Origin of the sequence: Glaciimonas sp. Gout2 (assembly GCF_035018905.1) — a bacterium.
Taxonomy (GTDB): Bacteria; Pseudomonadota; Gammaproteobacteria; order Burkholderiales; family Burkholderiaceae_D; genus Glaciimonas.
The window spans coordinates 56,448-78,094 of record NZ_JASJXA010000008.1; the positions used below are offsets into that span (position 1 = coordinate 56,448).

The 21,647-nt window shown below is 49.5% G+C and carries 16 protein-coding genes; 2 read left to right on the forward strand and 14 right to left on the reverse strand.

The window, feature by feature from the left end:
• Positions 1-125: 125 nt before the first annotated feature.
• Together QN379_RS07945 and QN379_RS07950 are read right to left on the reverse strand one after the other, a co-directional pair.
• Positions 126-914, reverse strand: coding sequence for an ROK family protein (locus tag QN379_RS07945; protein ID WP_322239956.1), 789 nt, complete (start codon positions 912-914; stop codon positions 126-128).
• The gene (locus QN379_RS07950) at positions 911-2,734 is read right to left on the reverse strand and encodes a glycoside hydrolase family 15 protein (RefSeq protein WP_323506425.1); all 1,824 of its coding nucleotides are present in this window, start codon (positions 2,732-2,734) and stop codon (positions 911-913) included. Before QN379_RS07950 ends, QN379_RS07945 begins: the two co-directional genes overlap by 4 nt.
• A gap of 504 nt (positions 2,735-3,238) precedes the next feature.
• Here QN379_RS07950 and QN379_RS07955 point away from each other — a divergent pair.
• Entirely contained in the window at positions 3,239-4,024 is a 786-nt protein-coding gene (locus tag QN379_RS07955; RefSeq protein ID WP_322239960.1) for an IclR family transcriptional regulator, read from the forward strand.
• A 167-nt stretch (positions 4,025-4,191) separates the two neighbouring features.
• Here QN379_RS07955 and QN379_RS07960 read toward each other — a convergent pair whose 3' ends face one another.
• From QN379_RS07960 to QN379_RS07990, 7 genes are all read right to left on the reverse strand, one after another.
• Positions 4,192-5,955: a cation:proton antiporter gene (locus tag QN379_RS07960; protein ID WP_323506426.1), complete on the reverse strand. Its 1,764-nt coding sequence runs from the start codon at positions 5,953-5,955 to the stop codon at positions 4,192-4,194.
• Positions 5,956-6,361: 406 nt separating this feature from the next.
• The gene (locus QN379_RS07965) at positions 6,362-7,660 is read right to left on the reverse strand and encodes a cation:proton antiporter (protein ID WP_416348535.1); all 1,299 of its coding nucleotides are present in this window, start codon (positions 7,658-7,660) and stop codon (positions 6,362-6,364) included.
• A 434-nt stretch (positions 7,661-8,094) separates the two neighbouring features.
• The gene (locus QN379_RS07970; protein ID WP_323506428.1) at positions 8,095-9,501 is read right to left on the reverse strand and encodes an MFS transporter; all 1,407 of its coding nucleotides are present in this window, start codon (positions 9,499-9,501) and stop codon (positions 8,095-8,097) included.
• Positions 9,502-9,732: 231 nt separating this feature from the next.
• A complete protein-coding gene (locus QN379_RS07975) occupies positions 9,733-10,953 on the reverse strand; it encodes a serine hydrolase (protein ID WP_322239967.1) in 1,221 nt (406 codons plus the stop codon).
• Positions 10,954-11,143: 190 nt separating this feature from the next.
• Positions 11,144-11,902, reverse strand: a complete 759-nt coding sequence (locus tag QN379_RS07980) for a class I SAM-dependent methyltransferase (protein ID WP_322240739.1) — start codon at positions 11,900-11,902, stop codon at positions 11,144-11,146.
• 131 nt (positions 11,903-12,033) lie between these two features.
• Positions 12,034-12,879 carry a DMT family transporter gene (locus QN379_RS07985; protein WP_322240741.1) on the reverse strand — a complete coding sequence of 282 codons (846 nt, stop codon included), beginning with the start codon at positions 12,877-12,879 and terminating at the stop codon, positions 12,034-12,036.
• Between the two features lie 111 nt (positions 12,880-12,990).
• A complete protein-coding gene (locus tag QN379_RS07990; protein ID WP_323506429.1) occupies positions 12,991-13,956 on the reverse strand; it encodes a histone deacetylase in 966 nt (321 codons plus the stop codon).
• 327 nt (positions 13,957-14,283) lie between these two features.
• On the opposite strand from QN379_RS07990, the gene QN379_RS07995 reads away from it, so the two are divergent.
• Positions 14,284-14,850 (forward strand): phasin family protein, encoded by a 567-nt coding sequence (locus QN379_RS07995; RefSeq protein WP_322239971.1) that lies wholly within the window; start codon positions 14,284-14,286, stop codon positions 14,848-14,850.
• A gap of 175 nt (positions 14,851-15,025) precedes the next feature.
• Here QN379_RS07995 and QN379_RS08000 read toward each other — a convergent pair whose 3' ends face one another.
• The 5 genes from QN379_RS08000 to QN379_RS08020 all read right to left on the reverse strand — a co-directional run bounded on the left by QN379_RS08000 (position 15,026) and on the right by QN379_RS08020 (position 21,642).
• Positions 15,026-17,446: a DUF349 domain-containing protein gene (locus QN379_RS08000; protein WP_416348536.1), complete on the reverse strand. Its 2,421-nt coding sequence runs from the start codon at positions 17,444-17,446 to the stop codon at positions 15,026-15,028.
• Between the two features lie 532 nt (positions 17,447-17,978).
• A complete protein-coding gene (locus QN379_RS08005) occupies positions 17,979-18,800 on the reverse strand; it encodes a competence/damage-inducible protein A (protein WP_322239975.1) in 822 nt (273 codons plus the stop codon).
• A gap of 93 nt (positions 18,801-18,893) precedes the next feature.
• Complete coding sequence (locus tag QN379_RS08010) at positions 18,894-19,808, reverse strand: EI24 domain-containing protein (RefSeq protein WP_323506431.1); 915 nt, start codon at positions 19,806-19,808, stop codon at positions 18,894-18,896.
• Complete coding sequence (locus tag QN379_RS08015; RefSeq protein ID WP_323506432.1) at positions 19,808-20,794, reverse strand: sterol desaturase family protein; 987 nt, start codon at positions 20,792-20,794, stop codon at positions 19,808-19,810. The genes QN379_RS08010 and QN379_RS08015 overlap by 1 nt, the downstream gene beginning before the upstream one ends.
• Complete coding sequence (locus QN379_RS08020; protein ID WP_323518977.1) at positions 20,791-21,642, reverse strand: polysaccharide deacetylase family protein; 852 nt, start codon at positions 21,640-21,642, stop codon at positions 20,791-20,793. Before QN379_RS08020 ends, QN379_RS08015 begins: the two co-directional genes overlap by 4 nt.
• Positions 21,643-21,647 lie beyond the last annotated feature (5 nt).

The following is a 21,647-nucleotide window of genomic DNA, read 5'->3' on the forward strand; positions in this document are numbered from 1 at the left end:
TTTGGTGCTGCTGACGAATTTTAACAGCCTCATATGACAAGCTTACCCTTTAGCCTACGAAAACATCGGCTTTGAGATCGAAAGATCAGCACCTTGGCAAAACGAGGCGACCAGATCGAATAACCTCAATTCGCCGTTTCAACCGGCGAAGGATTGGTCACCGGTTCGTGCCAGTCACCTTCATCGGCGACGGTCCAGTCAATCTGTACTTTCCCAGGCGCGTTCTGATCTTTTCTCTCCCACAGTCGAAATCCGCCAAGAAAGGCAAATGCGTTGTCTCCGCGGCGTGTGTGCGGCGGCAGTCGCTTCAGGTGCGCGATATTGCCGCCACCCAACACCACGTAATCGGGCAACAATGCTTTGCGAAAACCCTTCACGACATCCTCGACCATGCGACGCCATTTCTTGTTTCCCATCTTTTCACGTCCCAATTCACCTAGATAATCCTCGTACGTTTGTCCATCCGTGTAGGGCAAATGTCCCAGTTCCATTGCCGCTATGACGCCATCGACGATGAATGCTGAACCCAGACCCGTTCCCAGGCCAAGAAATAGCATTTTCCCGCCTTCATAGCCGCCCAATGCTTGCATTGCAGCATCATTGATGACCTTCACCGGCAACCCGAACGCGGCTTGAAAATCGAAGCCAACCCAGCACGGACCAAGATTCTCTGGCTCTCGCACCACGCGACCACGTCGGACCACGCCGGGATAACCCATCGAGACCGCATCGAATTTCCAGCCCTTTGTGATCTTCAGGACATTTTCCACCATTTGTTCGGGCGTCATCTTAGGGCCAGACTCAAATCGAACGGGCGTTTTATGATCAGTAGAAACACATTTAACGTGAGAGCCGCCAACGTCAATGACAAGTATTTTCATCGGTTTGTCCTTTAACAGTTTTTTGGTACTCATGATGTCCGCGTAACGGCCCCGGGACGCTCCGCTTTCTCGCCGACGCGGGTAGCTTGTTGTACTGGTATCGAGAGCAATCTGGCGGTATTAATCAACGCCATGTGGGTCAGCGCCTGCGGGAAATTACCCAGCATATGTTGACCGTGCACGTCGTATTCCTCGGATAGCAATCCAACATCGTTGCGCAAGGCCAGCAAGCGCTCAAACAATGCCTCGCCCTCTTCACGACGTCCCATTAACACAAGGCAGTCCGCTAACCAGAATGAGCAAGGCAGAAACACACCTTCGCCCGGTGGCAGTGCATCTACATTACTACCTGTTGAATAGCGCAGCACTAACCCGTCCACTAAAAGGTTGCGCTCAATCGCTTCCACTGTTCCACGCACGCGCGGATCGTCGCAAGGCAAAAATCCAACCTGCACCATCAGCAGTAAACTTGCATCAAGATTTGACGCGCCATAAGACTGAACAAATGTATTATTTTGCGCGTCGTATCCCTCGGCGCAAACCTGTGCATGGATTGCGTCGCGCACCTCGCGCCAACGCGCAACCGGGCCTTCCAGACCAAACACTTCAACGTCCTTAATTGCGCGATCAAAGGCTACCCAAGCCATCACCTTAGAGTGCGTGAAATGCAGGCGCGGTCCACGAATCTCCCAAATACCCTCGTCCGGCAAATACCAGTTCGATTCCAGATAGTGAAGCAAACTGACTTGTATTCCCCATGCTGCAAGATCCGACTCCATCCCTACCGATCTTGCCAGATGCAGCGTGTCCATCACTTCACCATAAACATCCAGCTGAAATTGCCTGGACGCCGCGTTGCCGACGCGCACTGGTGCCGCATTGCCATATCCGGGTAGCCAATCCAACTCCGTTTCATCGAGCCGCCGCTCACCGGTAACGCTATACAGTATTTGTAAGTCTTCGGGACTGCCGGCAGCAGCGCGCAGCAACCATTCACGCCAGGCAATCGCCTCTTCATGGTAACCGGCCAATAAAAGCGCGTTTAACGTGAAGGTCGCGTCACGCAACCAGCAATAGCGATAATCCCAGTTGCGCACGCCGCCCAGTTGTTCGGGTAACGAAGTCGTAGGCGCTGCAATGATTCCACCAGTAGGCTCGTAAATAAGCGCCTTCAGCGTAATCAAGGACCGCACCACCTCATCATGCCAGCGCCCCTCGTAAGTGCAGCGTCCGGACCACTCTCGCCATCCGTTTTCGGTTGCCTTTAGCGCAAGTTCCGGATCAACCACCTTTTGCGTCGCTTCGTAGGAAGGTCGATAGTTGAGCGAGAACGGCACACACTCGCCCTCGCTCACGTAAAACTCAGCGACTGTTTTCATATTTTCGCCATGGACCGGGATTTTCGTTCGTAGTTCCAACGTGTGTGGTCCAGCTGTTGCTAACAATAGATCATCGACTTGTTGCACCCAAGGCACGATAGACCCGTAGTCGAACCGAATGATGAGCTCCATGGACATCGCCACCCGTCCACTCACACCTTGAACGATACGCAACACATCCCAGCGTTCATCCGACACCGGCATGCAATCGACAATGCGAACAATGCCTTCAACGGTCTCGAACTCGGTTTCTAAAATCAGGGTACCGTCGCGATACTGTCGTTGGGTGGACCGAATCTCGGCTTTTGGTGCAATCAGCCAGCGACCGTGTTCCGGCGCGCCCAGCAACGCTGCAAAGCAAGCGCCGGAATCGAAGCGCGGCAAACAAAGCCAATCAATGGAACCGTCACGACCGACCAAGGCAGCGGTATGGCAGTCACCAATCATTGCATATTCTTCAATAGGAAGTGGCATCAGCAACCTTCATGTTGGTTTAGCAGCCTTCGCTGCGGGCATCATTCTGTTGCGTGGGCCTGCTTCTATGACAGCCCGGCTAGGTGGTGATGGTCGGAGGCAAGCTCATTTCATGATACGCCGGTTTCAAAAACGGCATCATTACTCGGGTAGGACAAACTCGACAGTGACGATCTGACAAGTAGTGAACAGTGTCGTTTAATAGGTGCTGAACCATCCAACATATCGGAGGGTAATCAAGTGGCCAGGGGAAAAAATAGGTAATCTAAAAAAAACTCCGGAAGATTCAATAATCCAAAAGTAAAATCAATCGTTCGATTGTTTAAAGATAGGCAGTACAAGGCAGCAAGCCCTTAAAAAGCCTGATTAGCCATTTTTTACTATGGCAACATTACGGGTAACTGTTGTGAATATGAGAATAGCATTTCTCAGTTTTTCACATTGTGATATAACGTATCATTGCAGTGCAATATTTTAACTACTCACCCGAAACCAGAAATCCCGATGAAACCAGCTTCCGCAGACGACCTTGGCAAGACCTCGATTCAGGTCATTGAACGCATGATGTCATTGCTGGATACGCTCGCGCTTTATCCCGATCCGGTTAGCCTGAAAGAACTCTCGGCGGCAACCAACCTGCATCCTTCGACCGCACATCGCATTCTGAATGACTTGGTCCTGAAGCGTTTTGTTGATCGCTCCGAACCGGGAACCTATCGACTCGGCATGCGATTGCTGGAACTTGGAAACGTGGTCAAAAGCCGTCTAAACGTGCGCGAAGCAGCGCTTGATTTTATGCGTACTCTTCATCGCAAAACCAATCAAACCGTCAATCTTTCGGTACGTCAAAGTGACGAAATTGTGTATATCGACCGAGCATTTTCGGAGCGTTCAGGAATGCAAGTAGTTCGTGCAATCGGAGGCCGCGCACCATTGCATCTGACCTCAACCGGTAAGCTTTTTTTGTCGATAGATGATCCGAAACTGGTGCGTGCCTATGCGACACGGACAGGTTTAGCAGGTCATAATAAAAACTCGATAACCGATCTGAGCAAACTCGAACGCGAACTAGGATTAGTACGCTCGCTCGGCTATGCACGTGATAACGAAGAGCTCGAACTCGGTGTGCGCTGCATGGCCGCCGGTATCCGTGATGATTCAGGCAAACTAATAGCCGGCCTGTCGATCTCAGCCCCAGCCGATCGTCTGCAAGAGGAATGGGTAGAAGATTTGATGACCACCGCGCAACAGATTTCAGCAGTATTAGGCTACGCCGCAACGGTCCCGTAAACTGCGCTTCGCAAGATTCAAATACGTATCCACCGGAGTTGCAAAAAACCGTCCCAGCAAAGCGTGCCGACGAAGACAGTACGAATGTGCGGGGCCGCGTACGTCGAGCCACGTTGGCGGCAAGGAGAGCACAACGCAGCTGGGGCGATTTTTCGCAGCTCCGGGCCTTAGTGCTTTTCGTCTGGTTGCTCATCCAATGTCTCAAACAATGCAATTTGCAATTTCGAGTGAAGTTTCACAAACCGCTGCCACAATAGAAACGCCAATCCAGCTGCAGCAATCAATACTAAAATAAGTAAATTGGTTGTCGGCAAAATTCTACTGCTCAAGATCACGATCAATAACATAATGCCGATGATCGATAATGCTGGAATCACCTCGGCGATCACACGCCGGACCGCGTATGTATGCAAACCGGCGTGCTCTGGTCGTACTGCCATTTCGGCTAACAACATACTGAGCGCCTGTAATTTACGATACGTCGCAATCAAAAATGGTAACGAGATGAGCAGTGCGCCGCCCCAAACGACTGCTTTTTGAATTTGCAAGTCCGCAATCCAGGCGGACATAGCGTTACCCAATGTGTCAGAAAAGTAACCGCTGATAATGAAAATTGCCGCAACCATCGCCAAATTGACCGTTACCTGTAACAAAATACGTCGAATAATTTTTGACAGCTCGGCGCGATCACCTTGCGGTTGCAGACTCTCCAACCAGGTTGAATACATACCGAAGACTGCTGACAATTTGACCGGCATCGACTTGGCCAAGCGTGTTGACAGTGGGTCTGCCAGCTTAATCAGATACGGCGTAAGCAACGTCGTCATGACCGATACGGCGACGACCGTTGGATACAGAAAATCACTGGTCACTTTCAGACTGACGCCTAACGCCGCAATAATGAACGAGAACTCACCAATCTGGGCCAGACCCATGCCGACCCGCATGGAAGTCCTGCCGTTGTGACCGGACAAAAAAGTAGCGATGCCACAACTAACCAGTTTACCCAATACTACGGCAATCGTAATCACCAGGATAGGCAACCAATATTTCACCAGAACCGTTGGATTGACCAACAATCCGATGGCAACAAAAAAGATCGCGCTAAACATATCCCGTATCGGTTCAATCAGGCGCTCAATCTGTGGCAAATCCCGGGATTCGGCCATGACTGCGCCAATAATAAAGGCACCCAACGCGACGCTATAATTAAGCTTCATCACGAGCAGACAAAAACCAAAGCAAAGACCGAGGACAGTGACTAAAAAAACTTCTTTGTTTCGGAATTGCGCGACATAAGCCAACAGGCGTGGCACGATCAAAATGCCTAATACCAACGCTACAATCATGAATAATAAAAGACGCCCAACCGTTCCTGCGACATCGATTGCATTCACGGAACCTGTTGCCGCAATTCCCGACAACAAGGCAATCATGCCGATCGCGAGGATATCTTCGATGATCAGAATACCGAAGATCAACTGCGCAAATTTCTCCTCTTTCATCTTCAGCTCGGTCAATGCCTTGACGATGATCGTGGTTGATGAGACCGCCAACATCGCACCGAGAAAAACTGCATCCATTGTCTTCCAGCCGAAATACATACCGATCTCGTAACCGACCCAGAGCATCAGACTAATTTCTGCCAGTGCCACTAAAAAGGCGGTTGCACCGACTTTGCCAAGCTTTTTGAGACTGAACTCAAGCCCTAAAGAAAACAGCAAGAAAATCACGCCAAGCTCTGACAGGATATGAATCGTGTGCTCATCCTGAATTAACTGGAAAGGCGGAGTGTAAGGCCCGATGATAATCCCGGCCACGATATAGCCGAGAACGACCGGCTGCTTGAAGCGGTTGAATACCACCGTGACCACTCCTGCGATCAACATGATCACTGCCAAATCCTGGATGAACAACTCTACTGCCGGCATGTTGATAGTCTCCTAAAAAAAATTGCTATGGGATGAGTTGCGCTGAGGTAATGGCGCGACCATTCGGCATCCATTCGGATGTAATCAAGCTTGGGATGATCCAACTATCAACCAACTTGACCATCCTGCCGAACTGCTTCATCCGTCGCTGCCAATCAACAAAGAGATACGTTTTCAGCAGGGATTAGGAGATACTTTCCTAAAACCAACTATAGATTCCGCATAATAACGTATCGGCCAGTGTTGATTCAATCGAGAACGCATTTAAGTGCTGGCTAAACGATGATTTCGGCGCCCCGAGACGCGATCATTCCAATGATCCAGCAAGCGTTAAGCGGCATCTTGGTAATGTGAAAAGCGGATGATAAAATCGGCTTCACTCCGAATAACTCAGCAGAGTTCTACCTCAACCTTGATTTTGACGCCGACGTCGGCGTTGATACATTTCCATCAATGGTGTTGCGGAAATGCCATGCATGACGATAGACATTGCTACTACCGTCAACACGATAGAACTGACGTGCGGGACTAATGCTGCCGCCTGATAACCGGCTGGGGCAATCCATTTATATTGCAGTGCAAATGCAAGATAGTAAATAGAACCGATTCCCTTTATACCAAACCATGCCATCAGACGTCGCTGCAAGGTTGTGACCTTGGCACCTGTTAAAGCGATGGCGACCGATAGCGGTCGAATGACAAAAAAGAGGAGTAACGCCAACACGACGCCGACTGCCGAAAAGCCGATATGCGATAAGAGAATGCCGGTAAGTATTACCATCAAAAACTCTGCAAAATTTTCGAGTTGCTGATTAAAGCCTAATACCGTCTCAGTCATGTATGCAGACGCTTTCACTGGATGCGTGGCAAGTTCTTCGCCACCTTTGCCAGGCGCCTCATCCAGCGCTTCACCGTCCTCACGATCGGCGCTGCGTTGACCGCTGTTGGTAGACTCAATGCGGCGCATCGCCAAGCCGGCTGCAAAGACGGCCAAAAAACCAATGCCGTGAATCAGTTCGGTAGCACCATAAGCCAGCGCGATTAACCCAATCCCGAGAAATTCTTCCATACCCAAAGCCAAACGAAAGCGTCGACGTAGCCCAATCACCAATCGCCCCACCAACCATCCCAAAATCCAACCACCACCAAGCCCGACAACAATACTCCACAGCACATGCGGGACCGTATAGGCATTCGCAAAAGAGGCGGCAGACGGTACGCCAAGCAAGGCCAGCCCAAGCATCACAAAGGGAAAAGCGGTACCGTCATTGAGACCACCTTCGCCGGTGAGACTGAATCGAATTCGATCTCGATCACCGATATCTTTGATCTGGACGTCCGAAGCCAATACAGGATCAGTCGGCGCCAAAATTGCGCCCAGCAAAATCGCCGCACCCAATGGCAAATCACATAAAAAAAGTCCCACCACCGCCACGAGCGGAATAGTGACCAACATTGCCAGTACGCCTAAACGCATCGGTAAGCGCCAAATGCTGTCACGAAAAGGCATGCGTAACTTAAGGCCGACAGTAAATAACGATAGAAGCAAGGCGATTTTGGCCACCGTTGTCAGCAACAAAGCGTGTTCAGTCGGGACGAAGTTAATCAAACCGCTGACGGCGGGCCCTAAAATATAACCAACCGGCAAATAAAACATCGCAGGACTGACTGGCAAACGCTCTAAAAGCGATGCCAATAATCCCATTGACAGTAACAAGGTGCCGACGATCAGGTACCAGATAAGAGAGTAATCGATAGCAATAACTCCTCGTAATTAGCGTGACCTCCTGATAATTTTATCAATATATCAGATAAGGAAAACGACTCAACAAGGGTTTATAGAACGTATCAAACCATGTTTGCGAAGCGATAGACTAGAACCCATTGAGTATCTGCAGCATCAGCGCCACCAACTTTGACGCATTTAGTCGAACGACGACGCGAAACATCTTCATGGTCTTGGGACCGTGAAGATGACGAGTACAATTTATTGTCAGCGTTGATCTTCAGCGTGTACGGGCCGCGTTTAGCAAATATCAGGCTATCAGATAAAAACTGGCTCTATAACGTAGAGTCGATTTGTCAGACGAAGTTCAGCGCATCGGGAATCACAACCGCAAGCTTCATGAGTGACAATAGTTACTGTGTTTTAGGCCTGACATGACCAGTCAACGCGTTTCCGGCATCCAGCGGCAAGCGACGAGCGATGGGTATCGATGCCAGCGAGAATAAGGCAATGACGATAAATGCAGGCCAAAAATCGGCAGCGACAACTGTCGCATGTCCTTGCAGACGGCTTGAAAAAATGATCGCTAGCCCACCAATAGTGACGCCAAGACCCAGAGAAATTTGCTGTACCACACTCGACAAGCTTGTAGCGCGACTGACGTCAGCGCTGTCGAGATCGGCGTATGCCATCGAGTTGAAACAGGTAAATTGCATTGACGGAAAAAAACCGCCCAACAACACCACGGCAACCATTACCAAATAGGGGGTTGTTGGCGTGAATAGGCCGTAGGACGCCAGTGCTAATGCGGCAAGGAATGCATTCCAGATCAGTACCGAACGGAACCCAAAACGACGCAACACCGAGCCGCCTATCGCTTTCATGAAAATGGCACCAAAAGCCGATGCGCACGTGATCGTGCCGGCATGAAAAGCTGTCATTCCCAAACCGATTTGTAATGATAGCGGTAACAAAAATGGCACCGCTCCAAGACCAATCCGGAACAATGAACCGGCCAGCACACTGACACGGAAGGTAGGAATTCTGAGCAAACTCAAATCCAGCAGCGGGAATGGTGCAGTACGCGCATGACGTAAGTACAGCAATAAAAAGATGATGCCAATCACGCACATGCCGCCCGCAAGTTTTGCCGAGACCAACTCGCCATCAATCAGCGACAACCCCAGCATCAACAGCGTACTGCCGATAGCAGACAAAATAAAACCTTTTACGTCCAACGGTTGTTGTTCATCAGCCCGAAAATTTTCGATGAAACGACCCGCCAGATAAATGCCGAGAAGGCTAATCGGCACGTTAATAATGAAAATCCAGCGCCAGTGAAAATACGTTGTAATAAAGCCGCCCAACGGTGGACCGATTACCGGTCCAAGCAATGACGGTATGGTCAGGTAACTGATGGCCGTCACCAGATCCGAACGTGGCACGGACCGGAAAATCACAATCCGCCCAACTGGTACCATCATCGCACCTCCTATTCCCTGCAAGAAGCGTGCAGCGACAAATGCTAATAAGGAACTCGATGCGGCGCACAACAACGATCCGGCCATAAAGACGCCAATGGCGGCACGAAATACGGTCCGCGCCCCGAAACGATCTGCCACCCAACCACAAATGGGAATAAAGACACCGAGTCCAACCACATAGGCAGTGAGTGCCAGTTTGAGTGTAATGGGTTGCTGCCCGAGATCATGGGCGAGTACCGGTAATGACGTCGTAATCACAGTCGCGTCCATGTTTTCCATGAACAACGCACAGGCTACGATAAGTGGAATAAGAAAGGTACGGCGCACTGCAATCAAGGTAGAAAGAGGCTATTTAATAAAGCTGATTAAAAAAAATAAAGCATTCTGTTAATGTCACCAAATATCACAAGATGTAATGTAAGGGCGCATATTAAAACTCACAAACAATCACAACTATATTTTATAGACAGTCGCGCCAATAAGAATACGAACAAGAACAAGCGCGCATGAGAACCGCACATAAAAAAGCGCTCTGTGCAAAGAGCGCTTTCTCCAAAATTCTATTACTTAGCTTTGACCTGATGCAATCTTGGAGCCTGTCAATGTAGGTAGCGGGGAATTATTTTCTGCTAACCATTTTTTGATCCGATCGGCATCCCCCTGACGCGAATATTTTCCACGTCCATCGAGAAATACCATCACCATAGAGCGACCTTCGATATTTGTTTGCATGACCATGCAACGACCAGCTTCGTTAATGTAGCCGGTTTTCTGAAGGCCAATTTGCCATCCTGGATTTTCAACCAGATGGTTCGACGTATTGTATTGCAATGGACGACCACCCGGCTCTACGAGGTATTTGGAATCGGTAGAATATTGACGAATAATGGGATGCTGATAAGCCGCAATCACCAACTTGGCCAAATCACGCGCGCTTGCCACGTTAAGATGCGATAAGCCAGTGGAATCAACGTAATGAGCGCCAGTCATGCCCAGTTGTTTGGCCTTGGCATTCATTGCGACGACAAATGCTGGCAATCCACCGGGATAGTTACGTCCCAATGCCGACGCAGCACGATTTTCAGAACTCATCAACGCGATATGCAGCATATCCGTGCGACTCAGTTGGGAGCCAATACGCAAACGTGAACTGCTATGCTTTTCGCGATCGATATCATCATCCGTGACGGTGATGATCTCATTCATATCCTGCCGCGCTTCGACCACGATCATACTCATCATGAGCTTGGTCAACGAGGCAATCGGCAAGGACACTTGCGAATTTTTGTCAAACAGAACCTGACCGGTGGTTTGATCAATCACCAATGCAACGTTCGACTTCAACTCAAGCGGATCGTGCGTTAAATTTAAACCTGCGATTTCACCGGCTGTTAATATCGGCGGGATGATGACGGCTGGCGGAGTGTAAGCGGTCCGTTGAAAGACAACCTTCCGATGGCCTTTGACATACACCACTTTTCGGACCAAACCTTCGCGCTGCTCAAGTGAGGCGAGATTATGCTGGCCTGATTTTTTGCCGGATGCACGGTTAGCGATACGCTCACGTTTATTTGGGGCGCTGGCGACATCACCTTTGGTATTTTTAGACCGATGAGATTTGGTCGCAATTGTTTTTTTCGATGCAGCCTTGGCGTTTTTGCTCTTCAAGCTTTTAGCAGAGGAGGCCTTTCCTGCTTTGGATGTGGTCGAATCGTTATCCGGCGCCGCAGATGCTGTTGCAACTGCAAAGAATAATGATAATAAAATGACAAGCGCGGATTTGGCCATGGACGGCTCCTGATTCAACAAGCAAATAATCTGTCAAAGTGTAGGCATATCAAGCAAAAATCGCAAGAGAATTAAGGAGTTAGCAGTCGTATTTAAACACTTTTCTCATTGCGCATATCGACAGCACTCAAAATCCTCTTGAATAGTTGTCAACATAACCACCCATTAGTTGTATTTTATGTAAACTTGTCTATTTTTCAACTACAATCATCACGGAATCTATCGAAAATGAATAATCAGCTTCCCGCTGAAAGTAGCTGCACACTTCTGACGGCGCGCTGTCCCACAATGACTTAATAGCAACTACGCGCTCACTTGGCGTTCGCATTCTGGCAACCCAACTATCGAATTGCAAAGGCAACTTCCAACCTTTATCGGACATGACTTTGAAGCCTGCCTGGCTTAACAATTCTCGCCAGGCTGGCAAACTGCGATTGCGCACATGCGAAGCGTCGCGCAGCAACTCGATAGATTGCAGGTAAGTGTCAGCCAACACGTTATCCGGCGAAGCGGTATCAACAACAATGCACTTTCCGCCCTGCTTTAAAACACGCGCCATCTCGGCTAGTGCTTGCGGCAGATTTGTCCAATGATGAGCGCTGTAGCGAGTACACACTAAGTCAAATGTCGCATCAGCGAAAGGCAGAAGATCGGCACTGCCCTGTTGCACCTCAAGATTCTCCAAACCGCGCTCGCGGGCAGCGCCAGCAACCACGCGCAACATTTCTTCCGCCAAGTCGTAAGCGATCACTTTTGCAACGTGGGGTGCCAGCGCAAAGCTGGCGTGGCCGCCACCGCAGCCAATGTCAAGCGCAACTGGTTGATGGAATGCTTGCGCGTAAGCAGCAATATCCTGCAAATCGACACCTTGCGAATGAACGGTGCTCGTTAAATAGGCCGTGGCCGTGCTGCCAAACTGTTCGGTAACCAATTGATCGTGTTTACGCAGAGTTGCGTCAGGGCTGTTGGTGTCAACACTTTTCATTCTTATCTCTCTTGAAAAGAAGGTAATAACATCGATGTACGCGATATACGCTTAACGGCTACAAATTCTTTTCCAAAATAGCCGCGGTCCCGAGATTATTTTTTCACTACAAAGACGACCCCAGCAATGGCCACCAACATACCAATAATTCCTAACAAATTAAACGCCTCACCAAACATCAACCACGCCATTACGGCGGTCGTCGGCGGGGTCAGATATAGCAGACTGGTCACGCTAGTGGCAGCGCTATTACGAATTAACGTAAAGAGTAAAAAGATCGCCCCAATTGATAGCGCAAATATTGACCACAACAGCGCCCCGATAAAACTGGGAGTCCATTGCACCGAGGACAATCCTGGCGAAAGATGTTCATAAAAAATAGCAAACGGCAAGATCACAATGAATGAAGCGCTAAACTGAATGATGGTGCCGGTGCGCAAATCAAAATGCGGGCAGTGATGTTTTTGGTAAAGCGTTCCCATCGTTATAGATATAAGCGCCATGACAGCGAAGGCAATGCTGGACAAAGACAATCCCACCAGACTGATTTTGGCCGCCACGACTAAACCGACACCGCCAAGTCCAAGTAACAGACCGATCCATTGGCGTGGACTGACCGACTCTCCAATCCATCTTGCGGCAACGGCAGTCAGTATTGGTTGCATGCCAACAATAAGTGCCGATAATCCCGCTGGCATGCCTAATTTGATCGCGCACCAGACGCCAGCAAGATAACCGGCCTGTAGCAATATTCCTGCCACAGCGATATGCCTAATTGTCCCGACTGGCCACGGTGCTTTCAGGATGAGTACCAGCGGCACTAACACTATCAGGACGCCCGCAAACCGCATTAATAAAAAAGTGAGTGGCGGTGCGTAAGGCAAGCCAAATTTGGCGACAATAAAACCGGTACTCCACAGCAGCACAAACACCATCGGCATCACAAAAAGTAAGCCTCGTAATAAGCCACTTCCAGATTTAAGATTTGTTGATTGCACCACCGTAGAAGTCGCTAAAGAGGGAGGATTAACTGGCTGCATAAAAAGAAATATCTATCCTGAAGTAAAGGGCGATGCATTGTCCGAGGGCATCGCCAGATAAGTGACCTGGCGACTCGCATGCTGCGCCGCCAGAGCGACCGTTTGTAAATGAACTGCTACCGTGTCCTGTATGTTTTTGCCATAACCGCCAGCCATTGTGACCGCTAGTGGAATTGCGCGCTGACCGGCTGCGGAAAATACCATTTGATCGCGTCGCGCCAAGCCATTTAAAGTGAGTTTTAAACGTCCCAACCGATCGCCCTCATGGGGATCTGCGCCAGCGAGGTAAATGATTAATTGCGGCATAAAAAGACGAAACATCTGATCAAGCGCATCCTGTAATACTTGTAAATATTCAATGTCTCCGGTACCGTCCGGCAATCCGACATCCAGATCGCTGCACTCTTTACTAAACGGATAGTTAGCCGCGCCGTGAAGCGACAAGGTAAATATGGAGTCGTCACGTGCCAGGATTGACGCAGTACCGTTGCCTTGATGCACATCCAGATCAACAATAGCCACCCGCTGAACATGGCGCTCAGCCTGCATCAGGCGCGCCGCTATTGCTGAATCGTTAAACACGCAAAAACCACCACCATGATCGGCATAGGCGTGATGCGTTCCACCAGCCAAATTCACCGCAATCTGATCACTGGAGCTTAGCGCAGCACGACAAGCAGCAATCGTCGCACCGACCGAGCGTCGAGAACGTTCAACCATTTTTGCTGACCAGGGGAAACCTATTTCCTTTTGTGCTGCCGTGGATAAACTACCTGCAGAAACGGCCTCGATATAATCAGGATGATGCGCCAGCGCAAGAACGCCATCAGTGGTGGATGGCGCTTCGTGCAACGTAATGCCACCCCCGCTAGCACTAGTTGCCTGTACACCTTCATGTATCAATCGATATTTCTGCATTGGAAAGCGATGTCCAACCGGCAGAGGCAATACGAAATGGTCGCTGTAAAAGGCTTTCACGTTTAAACCATGGCCGTAACAATAAGGCATTCAGTTTATCAGCTTAAGCGATGCTCTTCAGATTCAAAACCATGAGAAGATTTCACGTGAGAAATGCCTTGTACCACATTGCGTGATGACTCCCCTATTTCAAACTTTCCATCCATTTGCTGCGTCGCACCAACAATTACTTGACAGGCAAATGCAATGAGAATAAATTTAATTATTGCATCGCACAAGGCGTATTTTGCTCCGGCACACACGGTGGTTACTACGCATCAGTCAATAGCGCTTGCAATATCCATTTGTTCCTCACTCACACTGTATAGCATCTCTGGAGAAGCTCTTATGTCTACACCCGCCGAACAATTTTCCTCCGCAGCTAAAGCCAATTTTGAAGCCAATCTGGCACTCTTTACTGATTTCACAGCTAAAGCATTTGGTGGCATGGAAAAACTGGTAGAACTCAATGTGACTGCTGCAAAAGCATCTTTTGAGGATTCGAGTGCTGCGACAAAAAAACTATTTTCAGCGAAAGATCCTCAGGAATTTTTGTCGTTGAGCCTGGCTCATGCACAACCCAATACTGAAAAAGTCATTGCGTACAGCCGTCATTTAGCGACTATAGCTGCGTCAACTAAAGCTGAACTTAGCAAAACGGCAGACGCACAAGTTGCCGAAACCAAGCGTAAGGTCATGGAGTTATTTGAACAAGCATCGAAAAGTGCTCCGGCAGGCAGTGAAAGCGCGATTGCTTTCATTACAACTGCGATCGGAAATGCCAGCGCCGGATACGAACAATTCACTAAAAGCGCAAAGCAAGCGATGGACACGATGGAAAGTAATGTCAATACCGCAGTCGATCAGCTATCACAAACCGCAGCCAAAGCATCTGCCGTCAATATCAAGAAATAAGTCCCACAGTTAAAGTAGCGAATGGCACCAAGGGGAAACGTAAAAAGCGCGAATGAATGGCAATAAATGTAAATGAAAATGAAAAATGAGGAGGTGCCAGGTGAAAGCCCGGCCCTCCTCATTTGTTATGTTCATCAAGTCGCGGTTACGCCGTTCCCAAACGGCGTAACCAGTTTTAAGCCTTTGCCACTTCTGCCCGTCCTTTGACTGACATAATCAGATGCTCGGCCCGTTCCCGCGTTACATAATCCATTAATGCTGGCAAACCACATGCACGCAATAGCTGATCGCTGCTACTCAGCCCTGAAGTACCGGCTTTCAATGCTGCTTGCAGTACTTCTACCTGCACCTGCAAACGTTCGCGCGTCAGCGTCGCAGGACTATCAACACCGGTAATAATTTCTGCCCGCAATAGCTCTTGCAAGAGTTTTTCGCGATTGTTTTCAAGCGTCATGAGATAGGCATCTATCGCGGGCCGCTCCGCAACCCGATGTAATTGAAGAGCGGTATCAAAACGGCTCCGCATTGTTTTTTCAAACACACTCGGTAACGTCGGCATCGCTTGCCAATTGGCATCCCAACGATCTGGATTGCCTTCCGGTTCGGCATCGCCATCCAACCCCAAACTAACCTCGACCAACTGGCAAAGCGCCAATTTGTCACACAGTGCATGCGCCTCGGCGATCACGGCATTATGTCTGGCTTGATCGATGTGCGCCTGCAAGCTGGCAACCGCAGCGCTAAGGCGCGCTTCTATTTGCGCTTCTGCACCGCGTGGGACCGCGCCAGTCCGGCTCCAGTCTTGCTGTGTCTGACGCAACATTCCGGTTAAAACACTCGGCACGGCAACTTCTATTTGGCTGATTGCCGCTTCAAGGCTGGTACACAACTCTTCTTTGACTTGCAAATTTTGTCGACGCTCAGTATCGGCGGTCGACGCGGCCTCTTTACGCTGCGTAAAAATCGTATCGCAAGCAATACGGAAGCGCTGCCACAACAATTGTTCATCCTGTCGCGACAAGGGCAGCGCCTTGGCCTGCTCTTGCCAACGTAGCTGCAATTCGCGCAGACGTTCGGCAGTATCACGCTGATTTACCGGCAGTTCAGAGGCTTCAGTAATCAGCTTTTCGCGATTGGTAATCTCTCGCTGCTGTTGCACCAACAACGGCGCCAGCAGTTGTTGACTTGCGTTGGCGAACGACTTATCGAGTGACTTCTTTTCACTCCGGTTAATTGCTCCGAGACCTCTCCAGGCTTGCTGCTTCTGCTGACAGAATTGTGCAATGGCCTTCCAATCCGGCAGTCCAGCAACAGAACCGGTGCTGCGATCCGAATCAGTATTGTTCAGTGCTACCGCCGCATATTGTTGTATCTCATCAATCAACAGCAGCGCCTTGATCTGATTACGTTGACGCTCTTCAGCCAGCAGCTGAAAATGTGCCGCTACCGGTAAATAGGCGGCTGTACACGCTGCATCAAAACCATCCCATAGCACTTTTGGCGCGGAGCCGGCCGAACTATCAAGTGACTTCCAGCGTGCCCGCAAACTGCCAATTTTTTTGGCTAATTCGATCACCGCTAAACCTTGATCAGACAACTCCTGCGCAGCCTTCATCAGCTCCTCGCGCGAGACATTACCGCCCCAACGCGCCCAGCCTTGCAAGCGTCCTAACTCACCACGTGCCTGCACTAATCGTGCATTTTGTGGTGGCGTGATTTTTAGCGCTTTGAAATCCATCGCGCGTAACGTCTTGTCGTAATCCATTGCGACTTGCAAAGCACCCTCTTCCAGCGCGGCCTCCAAGCCCTCTAACGCAGCAACAAACTGCTGATGCGAGGCGACTTTATCCGTATCAGTCGGCTGCTCAACACCGACAAGTGGCTGTGCGCTTTTAGGTAAAACTACTGGCTGAGCTGAAGCAATACTCAGTTTCAATAACGCTTCGTAACGTTGCTCAGCAATCTGATCAGATGCTTGACTTGCTGAAAGAACACCCAAGCTAGTCCAACTGCGGCGCAACAGTTCAGGCTTCAAGGTCTCGGCTGCCATTGACTCCCATTGCGTCAACAATGCAAGCCGTGCATTGAGTGTTTCCTGCGATTTCAGCAACGTCTGGAGGCGCTGTTGCAAGACTTGGAAGGCGACCGCATATTCTGACGCCAGTTGTTTCGGTAAAGTTATTGCCTCAACATTGGTCTGATGCTGCTGCATGTGCTCGGCTATTTGGGCCGCTTGGAATGCGACCTCATCTGCAGTGTGTGCCAACGGATCGTCGTTAATTTGCTGATTTAATTGCCGTAAACGCGCTAGCAAACCCAGCACGGCCCGCTGTAATTCAGCTTGCGCGGATAACCGACTCGCCAAAGCCGCACTGATTTGTCGGAATTCTTGCTGTTGCATCTCAAGCGGGTTTTCGATTTGCTGCCAGGCGCGATCCAGTTCTGCGACTTGATTCGGCAATAGCTGCTCTTGATTCAGCAATTCTTGCGCGGTTTGCAGGCAAAGAACTGCTTGCGCCGAGGTTTGTTGCTGACGACGCAATACATCGAGTCTGGATAGCATCAATTTTACGACACGACGATCGACGTTCCGCATCGCTTTCAACACTTGCTCCAGGCCGTTAGCGCTATGCACCCATTGCGCCGCTTGCAATCGCGCATCGGCAAATTCGGCTTTCAGGATAAAGACCACCGCCGAAGACTCTTCCGTCAAACTAGCCGCTTGTTTTAATGCCTGTTGGCGCGCACTATCGATGGCTTGCGCACTGGCAACGCGAAGTTCCGTTTGCTGAAGTGCTTTCTGTACCACCATTGATTGTGCCGCGGCGGCAGAACGACCTGCACGCTTAAAAAGAAAACCGAACATAAAATAGATACCAATCAAATAGAGGCGCAACTGATTTCTGACACAGTCTGAAATCCGAAAAAAGAAAATAAGAAAATAAGTACGGCGCCGATAATCAGCGCTTAACTATAATTACTTTAAGCATTAAGCGCTATTAACTAGCCTTCAAAGCGCTTAATTTACCGTTAAGCATGCCCAGCAGCAGTTTAAATGATCGAGCACCAATCGGCTTAAGAATTGTTAGCTTCGTACAATAAACCTCATCCGCAAGAACCCGAGTCAACTAACCAATTAACCGATAAGCTATGTGCAGCTGATCCAGTCCTGCCAACATCTTAATAAACGCCGCAGCACTTTGGGTTGGCTCGCCCTTGACACCGAGATCGATGTGGCGCTGCGTCTCAGCGTCGCCTACGTGCGGAAGACTAAACACCTTTACCAATGGAAATTCAATTTCAATCGCCTCCATCAAAGGCGTCAGAACAGATTCCATCGCACCGTACACAAATACCGACTGCTCAAGTTGCGGATTTTGATGGAATAAGTCTGCGTGATAGGTATCGAGCACCCACTCAAACATAGGCCATGCCATAACCGGAAACCCCGGTGCAAAATGGTGTATACCTTGCGCTTGGCCTGGCGCTTTTCCCTTGTTTTTGAATGAAAATCCAGGAATTTTGTTATACGGGTTAGGGATAATGTCGGCACCCAATGGGAACTCACCCATTTTAAGACGATGCAGGTTATCGGGCGTCTCATAGTCTGGCTCGAGACCCGCTTCACGTGCAGTATCGGCGACCCGTTCACGAATTTTTTCACGTGCTTCAGGATGCAAAACCAGTGGAACACCAAGCGCAGCGGCGGCACATTGACGCGTATGATCGTCGGGGGTAGCACCGATGCCGCCTGTACAAAACACTATGTCGTTACTAGAAAATGTACGTTGCAATGTGGCGATGATGCGCGCCGGATCGTCTCCAAGATACTCGGCCCAACTCAGGGTCAGGCCTCGCGCAGTCAACATTTCGAGCACTTTTGGAAAGTGCTTGTCAATCCGTTTGCCAGACAGAATTTCGTCGCCGATGATGATTAGTCCGATTGCCATAAGAGGTTCTTTTACGATGAGTAAGGGGGGAAATTACCGAAATCGATGAAAATTTACCGAGGTTTACCGAAGCCCACTGAAGTTTCCTGAAATTCACATTAAACGACGCGGCTCTTCATCGCCGATCGAAAGTCCGCTGTTAGCGCCATTTCCACTTGCAGCACCGCTATCGACGGCATCAGTTCCACGCTCGGCAATGATAATTGTAGCCAACTTGCCAGCGCGATACTTGCTCAGCGCTTCTAGACAATAATACTCAAACCACAAACCAGTAAACACAAACACCAGTACGTATAACCAAATTGATCCGGCAGCCATAAAAGGAAGGATAACCAACCAAAGCGCTCCTCCCAACCATAACAAAGTCGGTGCAGCGCCCAGCATGCCTGTAATAATACCGATTGTCAGGAGTGGCCAACGATGAATCTTCAAAATCGCCTTTAGTTCATCTTTATCGGCGTAATCAGAAAGTGCATCGTAAGCAATCACCCGATAAGTCAGCCAACCCCACAAAAGCGCCGGAATAATGAAAGCCAATGGGGGAATCAACCACAATGGCAGGGTGATCAGCCACAAGACGCAGAATAATAAAAACGATGAGCCTGAAATCCAAAGACTGCCGAACAAAGAGCCGCCCTTGCGCTGTGACAATGTGGCGTAGTGACGGCCACCGACATGGCGGGCAACAGCTGGCAATGCGAACAATCCAACAAATACCAGCGCGGTCAGAATCATCATCGGCAACAGCAACCACAATGCTACCCAAGGCACAATAACTGCCTTTAAGGCACCAAGACCAAGCCAACTCAAGGCGCCGCCCGCGGCATTCATCCCGGTACTACCAACCAAATAACTTTGCAGCCAGTCAAGCAAAGGTTGCAAACCCAGCCACAATGCCAAACCCCAAATTATCACGGATAGCAAAAATGGTAAAAAAGTCAGTATCAACATCCGAAAATGCAGTTGCGACAGCAGCGCCCGACCGAATGCGACGATGACGGGGCGCATCAGCGACGGGGCTTTCTGCCAAATTCAACCATATGTTTTAATCCCAGCCATTGCTGCTCCCAAAAACCGCTGCCATAGTTACGTTCTTTGCCGAGCGGAATTGGCAACTGATCCCGGATGCCGGTGCGTTCGAACGTTTTTCCAAAAAAAGCAGTGCGAAATAGCACATCCCAAAAGGAGAATAAGACACCAAAATTATGACCGCCTAATGATCCTTTACCTTTACTTTCATGACCGATTCCAATCGCATGATGCCAACGATGAAAGCGTGGTGAAACTACGATAGCATCGCCCAACTTGCCGAAATGAATCCTGACGTTGGCATGTTGCAAACTTTGAAGCATGCGGGACGCGGCCACCAAGAGCACATATTGCGATGGCTCGACGCCAATCGCGATGGCGATCAGGGCCATGAAAATATCGCGAATTAAGTCGTCTAACAGATGGTTACGATCATCCGACCAAAGGTTCATGTTTTGCTGACTGTGGTGCAAACTATGCAAACCCCACATCCAGCCAAAACTATGCTGAGCCCTGTGGTACCAGTAATCGAAAAAGTCGAGAACAACCAAATACACCAAAAAAGTGACCAATGGTCGATCAGTGATGCCAGGCCACAGATTCTCTAAATTGAAAGGATGTATGCCTTCCAGATGGAACCACTCGGTCACCTGCGCAACAACCGGATCGATCAGAAAAAATATTAGAACTGAAAATGCGCCCAGACGCTGAATCACGGTGTACAAAAAATCAATCCGACGAGCCCGTTTGTCGCTTATTGGATGGACCGGGATAGCAGATTCCAATGGCCGCAAAATGATGAATAAGACAATCAATTCGCACACCCCGATCAAAAACCACTCGACGCCATCAAACGCGTCTTCAATGTATTCACTGAAACCTAGATGAAACATCAACGGTTGCACGGCAACCTGAAATATCCATGCCTGCACATTGGAAAACAGATTAATCAGACTATCAATCATGATGCTGGCTGCTTTCTACCGATACTAGCGCTTGCGGCAATGTCATAAGGACCGGGGCTTTTGCCTCTCGCTTTTTCTGCTGAAATTTTATAGGCAGGATGCTCTCTTAAGGTAGCAAAACAAAACCCTTTTTTCTCTAATCCAGTAATAAGTGGTTCGAGGACCGCGGGTGCCCATGGATCTTTGCGCGACCAGATACCCAGATGCGCTATAAGGATGTCTCCGTCCTTGACGTTTTTTAACTCACGCTCCAACAACAGTTTATTGGGCCATCTGTCGCTGGGGAGTTCGTCGCCTGAAAATCCGGCATCGGCCCAGGCCACGTGCGAATAACCACAAGCTTGTCCCGCAGCCAAGGTGTGTGGCGTCAGGTGGCCGCCAGGAGCGCGCCAGAATGGATCAAGATGGGCACCCGTCAAACTATGAAAACGCTGCTCAACACGATTGATTTCTTCGCAATATTGCTGAGGCGTCCATGATAACAATTTGCCACCATTAGCGCCAAACTGGGGCTTCATTTCAATGTTTCCATCTGCCAAGTCACGCTTCGCGTACACATGATCGAAAGTATGGCTGCCGAAGGCATGACCATCCGCTACCAATGACTTCCAAAAAGGTGCCCACGATGGATCAAGAGAATAGTCGCCGTTGATGGTTTTTTCATTTGCCATAAAGAAAGTGGCTTTAATGTGATGACGACGCAATGTCTGGGCGATAAATTCTGCCTGCGATTGGCTACCGGTATCAAAGGTCAGGTACAACGTACCCTTGCAGGCGGTGGCAGGAATGGTCCCCTGCGCTTGCGCTTGTGACAAGAACAGAAGGCCAGCACAACTTGCCACCGTCATTATGG

Bases quoted from the DNA above. Each gene is read 5' to 3' on its own strand.
- QN379_RS07985 (WP_322240741.1), bottom strand. From the start codon at position 12,879: ATGCCGATGGTGTTTGTGCTGCTGTGGAGTACCGGTTTTATTGTCGCC.
- QN379_RS08015 (WP_323506432.1), bottom strand. From the start codon at position 20,794: ATGATTGATAGTCTGATTAATCTGTTTTCCAATGTGCAGGCATGGATA.
- QN379_RS08005 (WP_322239975.1), bottom strand. From the start codon at position 18,800: ATGGCAATCGGACTAATCATCATCGGCGACGAAATTCTGTCTGGCAAA.
- QN379_RS07995 (WP_322239971.1), top strand. From the start codon at position 14,284: ATGTCTACACCCGCCGAACAATTTTCCTCCGCAGCTAAAGCCAATTTT.
- QN379_RS08020 (WP_323518977.1), bottom strand. From the start codon at position 21,642: ATGACGGTGGCAAGTTGTGCTGGCCTTCTGTTCTTGTCACAAGCGCAA.
- QN379_RS07965 (WP_416348535.1), bottom strand. From the start codon at position 7,660: ATGGGATTATTGGCATCGCTTTTAGAGCGTTTGCCAGTCAGTCCTGCG.
- QN379_RS07960 (WP_323506426.1), bottom strand. From the start codon at position 5,955: ATGCCGGCAGTAGAGTTGTTCATCCAGGATTTGGCAGTGATCATGTTG.
- QN379_RS07950 (WP_323506425.1), bottom strand. From the start codon at position 2,734: ATGCCACTTCCTATTGAAGAATATGCAATGATTGGTGACTGCCATACC.
- QN379_RS08000 (WP_416348536.1), bottom strand. From the start codon at position 17,446: ATGCGGAACGTCGATCGTCGTGTCGTAAAATTGATGCTATCCAGACTC.
- QN379_RS08010 (WP_323506431.1), bottom strand. From the start codon at position 19,808: ATGCGCCCCGTCATCGTCGCATTCGGTCGGGCGCTGCTGTCGCAACTG.
- QN379_RS07955 (WP_322239960.1), top strand. From the start codon at position 3,239: ATGAAACCAGCTTCCGCAGACGACCTTGGCAAGACCTCGATTCAGGTC.
- QN379_RS07975 (WP_322239967.1), bottom strand. From the start codon at position 10,953: ATGGCCAAATCCGCGCTTGTCATTTTATTATCATTATTCTTTGCAGTT.
- QN379_RS07945 (WP_322239956.1), bottom strand. From the start codon at position 914: ATGAGTACCAAAAAACTGTTAAAGGACAAACCGATGAAAATACTTGTC.